Source organism: Leisingera sp. S2M4, assembly GCF_055398055.1.
Genome location: NZ_AP040861.1, coordinates 2,501,461 through 2,513,708, shown reverse-complemented (window position 1 = coordinate 2,513,708; position 12,248 = coordinate 2,501,461). Strand labels below are relative to the sequence as shown.

Here is a 12,248-nt window from a genome sequence, read left to right as displayed (position 1 = left end):
TACGCCCTCAGCTTAAAACTCGACGCCCTTCTGCGCCTTCACCCCGGCGCGGAACGGGTGCTTGATCTGGCCCATCTCGGTCACCAGATCGGCGATCTCGATCAGCTCTTCCTTGGCGTTGCGCCCCGTCAGCACCACATGGGTCATCGGCGGCTTCTTCTCCACCAGGAACTCCAGCACCTCTTCCAGGTCCAGATACTCATAGCGCAACGCGATGTTGATCTCGTCCAGCAGCACCATGGTGTTGCGCTCGTCGAGGATCATCTCCTTGGCCTTCTCCCAGCCCTTTTGCGCGGCGGCGATGTCGCGGGCCTTGTCCTGGGTCTCCCAGGTGAAGCCCTCGCCCATCGCGTAGAACTGGCAGAGATCGCTGAAGTTCTCCTCGATCAGCGTGCGCTCGCCGGTCTGCCAGGCGCCCTTGATGAACTGCACCACGGCACAGGGCATCTTGTGGGCGATGCAGCGCATGATCATGCCAAAGCCGGACGAGGACTTGCCCTTGCCCGGCCCGGTGTGGACAATGATCAGCCCCTTCTCGCCGTCCTTGGTTTTCATCATCCGGTCGCGCGCGGCCTTTTTCTTGGCCATCTTGGACGCGTGACGGGCGGCTTCTTCTTCTGAAATGCCGGTTTCAGACTTTTCGCTCATGGGGGCTCTCCAGCTGTTTGGCGCAAGTCTTGACAAAGAAGGGCGCGATAGCGCAAGGGGGTTTCGCTGGTTCCTGCAATTGCAGGCGAAGAGGGAATGTGACAGCGGCCACTGACGGCCCAAGCACAGCCGCCCCCGCGACCGTGACCGGATGAGGCCGCCATGCCACTGGGACAGCCCGGGAAGGCAGGATGGCCGACAGGGCGAACGCCCTGGCATCCGCAAGCCGGGAGACCTGCCAGCGTGTGAGAGATCAACGGGCGGGCGGGGTGTTCCGCGACCGGGTGAGAGGCAGGCAGACCGCCGCCCCTTTTCGGCCATCCCGCATGCCTGCAACGACAGGAGACGTGCCTTTGGCTGACGAACAGGCGCCCACCGCCGCCCCGAAAGACCCGGTCACCCTGACCGTGTGCCTGACCTGCCGCACCGAAGGCGCCGATCCAGAGGCCACCCGTCCCGGCGCCATCCTGCACGCTGCCCTGAAAGAAGCGGGCATGCCCGAGGGCGTCACCCTGCGCGGTGTGAAATGCCTGTCGGCCTGCTCGCGCGGCTGCTCCGTTGCGCTGACCGGCGGCGAGGCGCGTTGGAGCTACATCTACGGCGACATGGACCCGGACGCGCATGTCGCCGAAATCCTCGCAGGCACCGCCGCCTATGCCGCCACCGCCGACGGGCTGGTGCCCTGGCGCGAGCGCCCCACCGTCTTCCGCAAACAATCCGTCGCCCGCATCCCGCCGGCCGCCTTTCCTTCTGAGGAGTAATTCATGAGCGATCTCAACAAGATCCCCGTCACCGTCATCACCGGCTTTCTGGGTGCGGGCAAGACCACGCTGATCCGCCACCTGATGCAGAACCCGCAAGGCAAGCGCCTGGCCGTGGTGGTGAACGAGTTCGGCACCGCCGGGGTCGACGGCGATATCCTGAAATCCTGCGCCGACGACAATTGCCCGGCGGAAAACATCATGGAGCTCGCCAACGGCTGCATCTGCTGCACCGTGGCGGATGACTTCATCCCCACCATCGAACAGTTGATGGCACTGCCGGAAAAACCCGACCACATCGTGATCGAGACGTCCGGCCTGGCGCTGCCCAAGCCGCTCTTGAAGGCCTTCGACTGGCCCGCGATCCGCTCCCGCATCACCGTTGACGGGGTGATTGCGCTGGCCGATGCCGAGGCCGTCGCCAAAGGCCAGTTCGCGCCGGATCTGGACGCCGTTCAGGCCCAGCGCGAGGCGGATGACAGCCTCGACCACGAAACCCCGCTGTCCGAGGTATTCGAGGACCAGATCTCCTGCGCCGACATCGTGCTTTTGTCCAAGGCCGACCTGGCCGGCGACGCAGGCGTCGAGAAAGCCCGCGCAGTGATCGAAGCCGAGGCGCCGCGCAAGTTGCCGATCCTGCCGATGAGCGAAGGCGTCATCGACCCGCGCATCATCCTGGGTCTCGGTGCGGCGGCCGAGGACGATCTCGATGCCCGCCCCAGCCACCACGACGGCCACCACGACCATGAGCATGACGATTTTGAAAGCATCGTGGTCGAAATGGGCGAAGTCTCCGACCCGGAAGCGCTGCAGAATGCCATCGTGAAACTCGCCCGCGAACGCAACATCCTGCGCGTCAAAGGCTATGTCGCGGTGGAGGGAAAACCGATGCGGATGCTGGTTCAGGCCGTGGGTGAGCGTTTGCGCGCCCAGTACGACCAGCCCTGGGGGGCGCAGCCGCGCAAGACCGCCCTGGTGGTCATTGCCGAGCATGACAACATCGACGAACAGGCGATCCGCGCCGAGCTGGGGGCCTGATAGCAATGGAAGCGAAGTGCCAGATTTCGAGCGTCTCGGCCCGGCGGCACGCCGGGCAGCGCCCGTCCCGCCCCCCACAGGGCGGGCGCTTCGCTTCCCGCCCCGCCGGGCCGGGCGCTGCCCTCAGCGCTTTGAAGCACCACTCGCGAAAGGCCTGACCCATGCACGTCGTCTTCCGCGAAAGCCACGGCCTTGACGAGACCGACACGCCGCAGGATCTCGGCCAGACGCCTGCGGATCTCGTGGTGCTGTCCTTCTCCGACAGCGACCTCGGTGCCTTCGCGGCAGGCTGGCACCGCGCGGGCGGCAAGCTGCCGACTTTGCGCCTTGCCAATCTGGTGGCGCTGAAGCACCCGCTGTCGGTCGACGTTTACGCGGAACAGACGCTGGAGGGCGCCAAGGGCATCCTCGTCCGGCTGATCGGCGGCGAAAGCTATTGGTCCTATGGCCTCGCCACGTTGCAGGATCTCGCCCGCCGCAAGGGGATTGCGCTGGCGATCCTGCCCGCTGACGGGCGCGAGGACGCGCGGCTGGATGCCCTGTCCACCCTGCCCGTTTCCACACTGCGACGGCTGCAAGCCCTGTGTGATACGGGCGGCGCGGTGGCCGCGCAGGCCGCACTCGCCCAGCTGTCGCTGGCGGCAGGGCTTTATGCCGGGCCGGTTCTGGGCCTCAAATCCATGCCGGACCACGGGTTTTATGATCCGGACAAGGGCGTGCTGGCGGCCCTTCCGCCGCAGGACAAGCCGCTGGTTCTGGTGAGCTTCTACCGCTCCTACCTCACCGCCGCAGACACTGCGCCCGTCGATGCCCTGATTGCCGAGCTGCGCATCCGCGGCTATGCGGCCTTTGGTGCCTTCGCCGCCAGTCTCAAGGCGCCGACGGCAGCCAATTGGCTGCGTGAAAAGCTGCCCGCGCTGACCCCCGCCGCGATCATCAATGCGACGGCTTTCTCGGCCCAAGGCACCGACGGCAGCGCCTCGCCGCTGTCGACAACCGGCTGCCCGGTGTTCCAGGTGGCGCTCTCCACCGCGCGCAAGAAGGACTGGCGCGAGGCCGACCGCGGCCTCTCCCCTGCCGACCTTGCCATGCACGTGGTCCTGCCCGAGGTGGACGGCCGCATCTTTGCAGGCGTGGTCAGTTTCAAATCGCCGGGCAAGAAAGACCCGGACCTGCAATATTCCCGCTTCGCCCACCGCGCCGATGCGGACCGCATCAAATCCGCCGTCGACCGCGTCGAAGGCTGGCTGCGGCTGGCAAAGCTGCCGAACGCCGACAAGCGTCTTGCGCTGATCCTCTCCACCTACCCCGGCCGCGACCACAACCTGGCCCATGCCGTCGGCCTCGACGCGCTGGCCTCCTGCGACGAAATCCTGCGCGAGCTCTCCGCCCAAGGCTACGCCGTCGAAGCCCTCGAAAACACCGGCCTGCGGCTGATGGAGGAGACGCTGAGCGTCGCCCTTGCTGACTACAAAGCTGCGCTCGCCACCCTGCCACAAGACCTGCAGGACACGCTGGCCGAGGCCTGGGGCCGCCCGGAAGAAGACCCCGATTGCCGCGATGGCGCCTTTCACTTCAAGGCCCTGCGCGCAGGCAGCGCCCTCGTCGCGCTGCAGCCCGAGCGGGGCGAGGTGAAAACCCGCGTCGACGACTACCACGACCTCGACCGCACCCCGCGCCACGCCTATGTGGCCTTTTATCTGTGGCTGCGCGGCCAGACGGACGCCCTCATCCACATCGGGGCGCATGGCACGCTGGAATGGTTGCCCGGCAAGGCGGTGGCGCTCTCCGGCCTCTGTTGGCCCGAGGTGCTGACCGGGCCGCTACCGGTGATCTACCCTTTCATCGTGAACGACCCGGGCGAGGCCGCGCAGGCCAAGCGCCGCATCGGCGCTGTCACCATCGGGCACCTGCCACCGCCGCTTGCCCAAACGAACCTTCCCGAGGGCATGGCCCGGTTGGAAAGCCTGCTGGATGAATACTCCACCGCCGACGGGTTGGACCCGGCCCGCCGCGACCGGCTGATCGACGACATTCGCGCCGAGGCGCAGGGCACCGGCGTCGAGGCCGATCTGGGCCTGACGCCCGAGACCTCGCCGGCGGAAGCGATCACCCGCATCGACGCCTTTGTCTGCGACATCAAGGAAAGCCAGTACGGCGAAGGCCTGCATATCTTCGGCACCGGCCAATGCGGGGCTGAGGAACGCGCCGGGCTGATTGCCGCGCTGGACGGCAAGATCGTCACCCCCGGCCCCTCCGGCTCGCCCTTTCGCGGCCGCGAGGATGTGATCCCGACGGGGCGCAACCTCTTTACCACCGACCCGCGGGCGGTACCGTCGCGGGCGGCGCATGCGCAGGGGGTCAAGTTGGCGGAAGAGCTGCTGCGCCGCCACCTTCAGGACCACGGCGACTGGCCCAAGGGGCTGGTGATCGACCTCTGGGGCTCGGCCACCATGCGCACCGCGGGCGAGGAATTTGCCATGGCCCTGCACCTCGCAGGGCTCGCGCCCAAATGGGATGAAGGCTCCGAGCGGGTGTCGGGCTTCGAGGTTTTGCCGCTGTCGATGCTGAACCGGCCGCGCATTGACGTGACCCTGCGCGTCTCCGGCCTGTTCCGCGATGTCTTTCCGGGCCTTGCGCAGATGTTCGAAACCGCCGCCGCCGCATTGGCCGCGCGCGAGGAAGCCGCGGCCGACAACCCCTATCTGACCGAAACGCCGCGCGTCTTCGGCCCCAAGCCCGGCCAATACGGCCTGTCGATGACCCCGCATCTGGACGACTACACCGACGAGGCGCGACTGGCCGCGGGCGAGGCCTGGCTCAACGCCTCCTCGCACGCCATCGACGCCAAGGGCGCAATCACCGATGCCCGCGAGGCGCTGGAAACCCGGCTGCAGGGCGCCGACAGTTTCGTACATCTGCAGGACCTGCCGGAGACAGACCTACTCATCGCGTCTGATTACGCCGCGCATGAGGCAGGATTTGCCGCCGCCATGGCCCGCATCGGCCAGGCCGCGCCCGCGCTCTATCACCTCGACGCAACCCGGCCGGACAAGCCGCAGGCGCGCAGCTTGGGCGAGGAAATCGCCCGGGTGACCCGCGCCCGCGCCGCCAATCCGGACTGGGCCACCTCGATGATGTCTCACGGCTTCCGCGGCGCCGCCGAGATCGCGGCGACGCTCGACCATATGGCGGCCTTTGCGCATCTTGCCCAGGTGGTGCAGCCGCATCTTTTCGACCTCTACTTCGAGGCCACCCTGGGACGCGAGGACTTGGTCGACTTCATGCAGCGCGAAAACCCGGCCGCCCTCCAGGCCATGCGGGACCGTTTCCGTGCGCTGCACGATGCGGGTCTCTGGACCACCCGGCGCAACTCCATCATGGCAGCCCTGGAGGGCGCCGCATGAGCGGGTCCGCCGCCCCTAAGGTCTATGGCTGGTGCCCCGGCGCCCTGCGGCCGATGATGTCCGGCGACGGGCTGGTGGTGCGTATCCGCGCGCCGCTGGGCAGGCTGTCCGCAGCACAGGCGAACGGCGTAGCAGAACTTGCGCAGACCTTCGGCAATGGTCTTCTGGACATCTCCGCTCGCGCGAACCTGCAGCTGCGTGGCATCCGCGAAGACAGGTTTGAGGACCTGATTGCAGGCCTGCGCACCCTTGGCCTTGTCGACCTCGATGCCGCCGCCGAAGCCCGCCGTAATATCGTGCTTGCCCCGTTCTGGGAGGAAGGCGACGACACCCACACCATCGCCTCAGCCCTCAGCGCCGCGCTGACGGCGGCAACCGGGCTGACCCTGCCCGGCAAATTCGGCTTTGCCGTCGACTGCGGCGCGGCCCCGGTGCTGCAGGACTGCGCCGCCGACATCCGCATCGAGCGCGGCCCTGCCGGGCTGATCCTGCGCGCGGATGGGGCCACGACTGGCAAAACCGTCACACGTGAATCGGCCGCTGCCGAGGCTCTTGCGCTGGCGCGCTGGTTCCTCGACCAGGGCGGCGCGCCGGAGGGTCGCGGCAGGATGCAGCGTCTCATCGCGCGCCGCGGGCCGCCGCCGTCGCATGACGCAACGGCGCTCCAGCGCCCGTTTGCCGCCGCACCGGGCGACACGCCCGCGGGGACGCTTGCTGCTTTGGAGTTCGGCCAGACGCCCGCCGCGACACTCGTGGAACTGGCCGCGCACGGCGAGATCCGCCTCACGCCCTGGCGGATGCTGTTGATCGAGGGCGCGCGCGACCTGCCGCCCCTGCCCGGCCTGATCCTGGACGCCACGGATCCGCGCCTGCAAGTGACCGCCTGCACCGGAGCGCCCGGTTGCCTGCAGGCGCTCTCCGCAACCCGCGACCTGGCGCGTGATCTTGCGCCACAGCTCCCCGAAGGCACGCGCTTGCATGTCTCCGGCTGCGCCAAAGGCTGCGCTTGCCCTGGCCCCTCGCCTGTTGCCCTTACAGCAACCGGCGCGGACGAATTCTCTCTGATCCGCAATGGCACCGCCGCGGATCAACCGCTAATAACCAACCTGAGCGCCGACCGCTTGCGCGCCGCTCCCGAACTTCTGACAGAGGGCAGCTGACATGCTCCACACCTATGAAACCGACGGCGCCAAGATCTACGCCGAAAGCTTTGCCACCATTCGCCGCGAGGCCAATCTGGCCCGGTTCACCAAGGACGAGGAAGTCGTCGTCGTGCGCATGATCCACGCGGCGGGGATGGTCGGGCTGGAAGAGCACGTGCGCTTTTCCGACGGCATGGCCGAGACCGCCCGCGCAGCACTTGCCAACGGTGCGCCGATCCTCTGCGACGCGTATATGGTCAGCGAAGGCATCACCCGTCCGCGCCTGCCTGCGGACAACGAGGTAATCTGCACCCTGCGCGACCCGAAGGTGCCGGAGCTGGCCAAGGAAATGTCCAACACCCGCTCGGCCGCGGCGCTGGAGCTGTGGCGCCCGAAACTGGAAGGCGCCGTGGTGGCCATCGGAAACGCCCCCACGGCGCTGTTCCACCTGCTGAACATGCTGAAAGATCCCGCCTGCCCGCGCCCCGCCGCCATCATCGGCTGCCCGGTGGGCTTTGTCGGCGCTATGGAATCGAAAGAGGCGCTGATGGAAGACCTGCCGGTCCCCTCGATGATTGTGAAAGGCCGTCTTGGGGGCTCTGCCATCACCGTTGCTGCCGTCAACGCCCTGGCGAGCTGGAAAGAGTAAGCGATGGGCAAGGTTATCTGCACAGGGCTTGGCCCCGGAGACCCCGACCTGATGAGCGTGCGCGCGCACCGGCTGATCGGCTCGGCGCGCCACGTTGCCTATTTCCGCAAGGCGGGGCGTCAGGGGCAGGCCCGTGCAATCGTCGAAGGGCTGCTTGCCGAGGGGGCAACGGAACACGCGATGGAATACCCGGTTACGACCGAGATCCATTTTTCCGACCCCGAATACAACCGGGTGCTGGCGGAGTTCTATGACCGCTGGGCCGACACGCTGGCCGAAATCGCCCAGGACGAAGACGTGGTGGTGCTCTGCGAGGGCGATCCGTTTCTCTACGGCTCCTACATGCACCTCTACACCCGCCTGCAGGGCCGCGCCGAGCAGGAGATCGTGCCCGGCATCACCGGCATGTCCGGCTGCTGGACCGCCTCCGGCCAGCCGATCACCTGGGGGGATGACGTGCTGACGGTGGCGATGGCCACGCTCAGCGAGGACGAACTGACCAAGCGCGCGTCGGAGACCGATGCGCTGGTGGTCATGAAGATCGGCCGCAACCTTCCCAAGCTGCGCCGCGCACTGGAACGCGCGGGCCGTGCCGAGGACGCCTGGCTGGTCGAGCGTGGCACCATGCCGGGCCAGACCGTGCAGAAACTCTCCGAGGTCACGGGCGAGGTGCCCTATTTCTCTATCGTGCTGGTTCATGGACAGGGGCGGCGGCCATGACTGTTTCGCAAGATGGCTGGGTGGTGATCGCGGGGCTTGGGCCCGGCAACGAGGCGCTGGTGACGCAGGAAGTGCGCGACGCCATCGCGGAGGCGACCGATATCGTCGGCTACATTCCCTACGTCAAACGCATCGAGCCGCGTGCAGGCCTGACCCTGCACGCCAGCGACAACCGGGTTGAGGTCGACCGCGCCACCCACGCGCTGGAGATGGCCGCCGAGGGCAAGCGGGTCGTCGTTGTATCCTCTGGTGATCCGGGAGTGTTTGCCATGGCCTCCGCCGTGTTCGAGGCGCTGGAGAATAACGCCGAACGCCACCCGGACTGGCTGGAGCTGGACATCAGGGTGCTGCCGGGCATCACCGCGATGCTGGCCGCCGCTGCTGCCATCGGCGCACCTCTGGGACATGACTTTGCCGCCATCAACCTCAGCGACAACCTGAAGCCCTGGAGCCTGATCGAAAAGCGCTTGCAGCTGGTCGGCGAGGCCGGTCTGGCGATGGCGTTTTACAACCCGCGCTCCAAGTCACGGCCGCATCAGTTTGCCCGCGCGCTGGAAATCCTGCGCGAGGCCTGCGGTGAGGACACCCTCATCACCTTCGCCCGCGACGTGACCAAACCCGGGCAGGAGCTGCTGACGGTACCGCTGAAAGAGGCCACGCCGGAAATGGCAGACATGCGCACCGTGGTGATCGTCGGCAATCGTGACACCCGCCGGGTGGGCAAGCATGTCTACACCCCACGCTACGCGGCTGAGGGATGAGCGAGCCACTCCATAACCTCTGCCACGCTGCCCTTGATGGGGCGGTCAGGCACCTGCGGCCTGCCGATCATGATGACCGGCAGCCCCAGCCTGCGCGCGGCGGCAAGCTTGGCTGCGGCCCCCGCGCCGCCCGCGTTCTTGGCGACCACATGGGTGATGCCATGGCGCTGCATCAGTGCACTGTCCCCCGCAACATCAAACGGTCCGCGCGCAATCTCGACCGCAGTGTGCGGCAACGGCAACGGGGCCTCCGGCGCATCCACCAGCCGCAGCAGGTAGTGATGCTGGGGCTTAGCAGCAAACAGGGGAAGGTTCTGCTTTCCGATTGCCAGGAACACCCGCGCAGCGGCCTCTGGCAGCACGTTGACGGCCTCGGCGAGAGTGTCCACATGCACCCATTGATCGCCGTCCCTCTCCTGCCAGGCCGGGCGTTCGAAGGCACACAGAGGCACATCCACTGCGTCACAGGCATAAACCGCATTGAGGCTCATCTGGGCCGCGAACGGGTGGGTCGCGTCCACCATATGCGTGATGCCTTCGGCCCTCAGGAATTCCGCGAGCCCCTCCGCACCGCCAAAGCCGCCCACGCGGGTCGGCAGGGGCTGGTTGACAGGCCGCGCCGTGCGGCCCGCGTAGGAAAACACCGCATCCATCCCTGCCTCGGCCAGGGTTTTGGCCAACGCCGACGCTTCGGTGGTGCCGCCGAGAAGAAGGATGCGTGTCATGTCTGATCCATGGCTTACGATTATCGGTCTGGGCGAAAATGGACTGGAAGGCTTGGGCGATGCAAGCCGGAAGGCGCTGGCGCAGGCCGAGGTCGTATTCGGCGGCCCGCGGCATCTGGAACTGGCAGGCGCAGGCAGCAAGGGCCAGCCGTGGCCCGTGCCGTTCTCCATAGACCCGGTGCTGGAGATGCGCGGCCGCAAGGTGGCCGTTCTGGCGTCTGGTGATCCGTTCTGGCACGGCGCAGGCGGTTCGCTCGCGCGGCACCTGGAGGATGGCGAATGGGTGTCGCACCCGGTTCCCTCCACCTTTGCCCTGGCCGCGAACCATCTTGCGTGGAAATTGGAAGAGACGCTGTGCCTCGGCCTGCACGCGGCCCCTTACGCGCGGCTGCGCCCGCTCTTGGGGCGCGGCACGCGCGTGATCTGCACCATGCGGGACGGGGCTGCCCCGGCGGAACTGGCGGAATGGCTGACCGCTGAAGGCTTTGGCGCTTCCAAGCTGACCGTGATGGAGGCCTTGGGCGGGCCGCGCCAGCGGGTGCGACCGGCCACTGCGGACGGTTTTGAGCTTCAGGACATTGAGGCGCCTGTTGCGGTGGCGATCGAAGCCGCCGGGAGCAAGGGCCTGCCGCAGGCTTCCGGTCTGGCGGACGACCTCTTTGCCAGTGACGGGCAGATCACCAAACGTCCCATCCGGGCGCTGACCCTTTCGGCCCTCGCTCCGCGAGCGGGGGAGCTGCTGTGGGATATCGGCGGCGGCTCCGGCTCGGTCTCGGTTGAGTGGTGCCTCGCGGCTTCAGGCGCGCGGGCGATCAGCTTTGAGCCGCGCGAGAGCCGACTGGACAACATCCGGGCGAACGCAACCGCCTTTGGGCTGAACCACCGGATGACAGCGGTTCTGGGCAAGGCACCGCAGGTGCTGGAAGGCCAGCCGCTGCCCGATTGCGTGTTCATCGGCGGCGGCGGCTCGCAAGCGCTGTTGGACCATCTGTGGGAGATCCTGCCCAAGGGCACACGGCTGGTCGTCAATGGCGTCACTCTGGAAACCGAGACCCTCTTGATGCAGGCCCATGCCCGGCGCGGCGGCCATCTTCTGAAGGCAGAGATCGCCGAGGCCGCCCCCCTGGGGTCGATGCGCGGCTGGCAGCGGGCCCGGCCCGTCATCCAGTGGAGTGTTACGCGATGAGGGTGGCAGGCATCGGATTTCGTAGCGCTGCCACGGCAGCCGATTTGCAGGCAGCGCTGGCGCTGGCAGGCGAAGACGTGGATGCGCTGGCTTCCATTGCTGAGAAAGCCGCGGCCCCGGCCATGCAGGACCTTGCGCGCAGCACCGGCTTGCCGGTGATTGCGCTGAAAGATCAGGATATTGCCGGGGAGCAGACCCTCACCTGCTCGCCCCGGATCAAGGCGCGGTTCGGCACCGGGTCGCTGGCGGAAGCCGCGGCGCTTGCGGGCGCGCGCCACGGGGTGCCGGGTGCGCGTGCGCGCCTGATCGCCCCCAGAGTTGTCACCGCGGATGGGCTTGCCACCGCGGCCATAGCAGAAAGACTTGAGCCATGACCGTTCACTTCATTGGCGCCGGACCGGGCGCTGCCGACCTTCTGACCCTGCGCGGACGCGACATCATCGCCGCCTGTCCGGTGTGCCTCTATGCGGGCTCGCTGGTGCCGGAGGAAATCCTGAGCCACTGCCCGGCGGACGCGAAAATCGTGAACACCGCGTCGATGGACCTGGATGCCATCGTGGCCGAGATCAAGGCGGCGCATGAGGCGGAACAGGACGTGGCGCGGCTGCATTCAGGCGATCTGTCGGTGTGGTCGGCGATGGGCGAACAGATCCGCCGCCTGAAAGCCGAAGGCATCCCCGTCAGCGTCACTCCCGGCGTGCCGTCCTTTGCCGCTGCGGCTGCGGCGCTGGGAACCGAGCTGACCCTGCCCGGCCTCGGCCAGTCGGTGGTGCTGACGCGGACTCCGGGCCGGGCGTCCTCGATGCCCGAAGGTGAGACGCTGGAGAATTTTGCACGCACCGGCACCACGCTGGCGATCCACCTGTCGATCGGCAATCTCGACCATGTGGTCGACAGCCTCACCCCGCACTACGGCCCGGACTGCCCTGTCGCCGTGGTTTACCGCGCCAGCTGGCCGGACCAGCAGATCATCCGCGCCACGCTGGCGACCCTGAAAGAGTCGCTGGACGAGAAGATCTCCCGCACCGCGCTGATCCTTGTGGGGCCGGTGCTGAAGGGCGAAGGCTTTGACGAAAGCTGCCTCTATTCCACCGACTACGACCGCCGCTACCGGCCGCAGAGCGCCGACAGCCCGTGGTCGAGCTGGAGCCATGGCGATGATTGATTTTAAGCAACTAAGGGCGGCGCCCGTCCGTGGTGGGCGCGAATGC

At 67.3% G+C, this 12,248-nt stretch carries 12 protein-coding genes and 1 riboswitch; of the genes, 10 read left to right on the top strand and 2 right to left on the bottom strand.

Annotated features, from left to right (window positions below; translation table 11 throughout):
* Window positions 1-12 precede the first annotated feature (12 nt).
* On the bottom strand, window positions 13-648 hold the full coding sequence (gene cobO / locus ACZ52D_RS12170; protein WP_222455759.1) for a cob(I)yrinic acid a,c-diamide adenosyltransferase: 636 nt from the start codon (window positions 646-648) through the stop codon (window positions 13-15).
* 50 nt (window positions 649-698) lie between these two features.
* A riboswitch (cobalamin riboswitch) is annotated at window positions 699-905 on the top strand.
* Window positions 906-1,001: 96 nt separating this feature from the next.
* Between cobO and ACZ52D_RS12165 the strand changes: the two genes are divergently transcribed.
* The 7 genes from ACZ52D_RS12165 (at window position 1,002) to cobJ (ending at window position 9,126) form a co-directional block, all read left to right on the top strand.
* A complete protein-coding gene (locus ACZ52D_RS12165; RefSeq protein WP_222455758.1) occupies window positions 1,002-1,409 on the top strand; it encodes a DUF1636 family protein in 408 nt (135 codons plus the stop codon).
* Between the two features lie 3 nt (window positions 1,410-1,412).
* On the top strand, window positions 1,413-2,447 hold the full coding sequence (gene cobW / locus ACZ52D_RS12160) for a cobalamin biosynthesis protein CobW (protein ID WP_222455757.1): 1,035 nt from the start codon (window positions 1,413-1,415) through the stop codon (window positions 2,445-2,447).
* A gap of 161 nt (window positions 2,448-2,608) precedes the next feature.
* A complete protein-coding gene (gene cobN, locus ACZ52D_RS12155) occupies window positions 2,609-5,854 on the top strand; it encodes a cobaltochelatase subunit CobN (RefSeq protein ID WP_464441480.1) in 3,246 nt (1,081 codons plus the stop codon).
* The gene (cobG, locus tag ACZ52D_RS12150; protein WP_464441479.1) at window positions 5,851-7,014 is read left to right on the top strand and encodes a precorrin-3B synthase; all 1,164 of its coding nucleotides are present in this window, start codon (window positions 5,851-5,853) and stop codon (window positions 7,012-7,014) included. The genes cobN and cobG overlap by 4 nt, the downstream gene beginning before the upstream one ends.
* 1 nt (window position 7,015) lies before the next feature.
* Window positions 7,016-7,645, top strand: a complete 630-nt coding sequence (locus ACZ52D_RS12145) for a precorrin-8X methylmutase (RefSeq protein ID WP_464441478.1) — start codon at window positions 7,016-7,018, stop codon at window positions 7,643-7,645.
* Between the two features lie 3 nt (window positions 7,646-7,648).
* Window positions 7,649-8,365, top strand: a complete 717-nt coding sequence (locus ACZ52D_RS12140) for a precorrin-2 C(20)-methyltransferase (protein WP_464441477.1) — start codon at window positions 7,649-7,651, stop codon at window positions 8,363-8,365.
* On the top strand, window positions 8,362-9,126 hold the full coding sequence (gene cobJ, locus ACZ52D_RS12135) for a precorrin-3B C(17)-methyltransferase (protein ID WP_417474805.1): 765 nt from the start codon (window positions 8,362-8,364) through the stop codon (window positions 9,124-9,126). Before ACZ52D_RS12140 ends, cobJ begins: the two co-directional genes overlap by 4 nt.
* Here the strand turns inward: cobJ and ACZ52D_RS12130 are convergent.
* A complete protein-coding gene (locus tag ACZ52D_RS12130; RefSeq protein ID WP_464441476.1) occupies window positions 9,108-9,851 on the bottom strand; it encodes a cobalt-precorrin-6A reductase in 744 nt (247 codons plus the stop codon). The genes cobJ and ACZ52D_RS12130 overlap by 19 nt on opposite strands.
* On the opposite strand from ACZ52D_RS12130, the gene cbiE reads away from it, so the two are divergent.
* From cbiE to cobM, 3 genes are read left to right on the top strand one after another with little or no spacing between them, the layout of a single operon-like run.
* The gene (gene cbiE, locus ACZ52D_RS12125; RefSeq protein WP_464441475.1) at window positions 9,850-11,037 is read left to right on the top strand and encodes a precorrin-6y C5,15-methyltransferase (decarboxylating) subunit CbiE; all 1,188 of its coding nucleotides are present in this window, start codon (window positions 9,850-9,852) and stop codon (window positions 11,035-11,037) included. The genes ACZ52D_RS12130 and cbiE overlap by 2 nt on opposite strands.
* A complete protein-coding gene (locus ACZ52D_RS12120; RefSeq protein ID WP_464441474.1) occupies window positions 11,034-11,411 on the top strand; it encodes a cobalamin biosynthesis protein in 378 nt (125 codons plus the stop codon). The genes cbiE and ACZ52D_RS12120 overlap by 4 nt, the downstream gene beginning before the upstream one ends.
* Complete coding sequence (gene cobM, locus ACZ52D_RS12115) at window positions 11,408-12,202, top strand: precorrin-4 C(11)-methyltransferase (RefSeq protein ID WP_464441473.1); 795 nt, start codon at window positions 11,408-11,410, stop codon at window positions 12,200-12,202. Before ACZ52D_RS12120 ends, cobM begins: the two co-directional genes overlap by 4 nt.
* The last annotated feature ends 46 nt before the right edge of the window (window positions 12,203-12,248 follow it).

Bases quoted from the DNA above. Each gene is read 5' to 3' on its own strand.
- cobO (WP_222455759.1), bottom strand. From the start codon at position 648: ATGAGCGAAAAGTCTGAAACCGGCATTTCAGAAGAAGAAGCCGCCCGT.
- cobW (WP_222455757.1), top strand. From the start codon at position 1,413: ATGAGCGATCTCAACAAGATCCCCGTCACCGTCATCACCGGCTTTCTG.
- cobN (WP_464441480.1), top strand. From the start codon at position 2,609: ATGCACGTCGTCTTCCGCGAAAGCCACGGCCTTGACGAGACCGACACG.
- cobG (WP_464441479.1), top strand. From the start codon at position 5,851: ATGAGCGGGTCCGCCGCCCCTAAGGTCTATGGCTGGTGCCCCGGCGCC.
- ACZ52D_RS12145 (WP_464441478.1), top strand. From the start codon at position 7,016: ATGCTCCACACCTATGAAACCGACGGCGCCAAGATCTACGCCGAAAGC.
- ACZ52D_RS12140 (WP_464441477.1), top strand. From the start codon at position 7,649: ATGGGCAAGGTTATCTGCACAGGGCTTGGCCCCGGAGACCCCGACCTG.
- cobJ (WP_417474805.1), top strand. From the start codon at position 8,362: ATGACTGTTTCGCAAGATGGCTGGGTGGTGATCGCGGGGCTTGGGCCC.
- cbiE (WP_464441475.1), top strand. From the start codon at position 9,850: ATGTCTGATCCATGGCTTACGATTATCGGTCTGGGCGAAAATGGACTG.
- ACZ52D_RS12130 (WP_464441476.1), bottom strand. From the start codon at position 9,851: ATGACACGCATCCTTCTTCTCGGCGGCACCACCGAAGCGTCGGCGTTG.
- ACZ52D_RS12120 (WP_464441474.1), top strand. From the start codon at position 11,034: ATGAGGGTGGCAGGCATCGGATTTCGTAGCGCTGCCACGGCAGCCGAT.
- cobM (WP_464441473.1), top strand. From the start codon at position 11,408: ATGACCGTTCACTTCATTGGCGCCGGACCGGGCGCTGCCGACCTTCTG.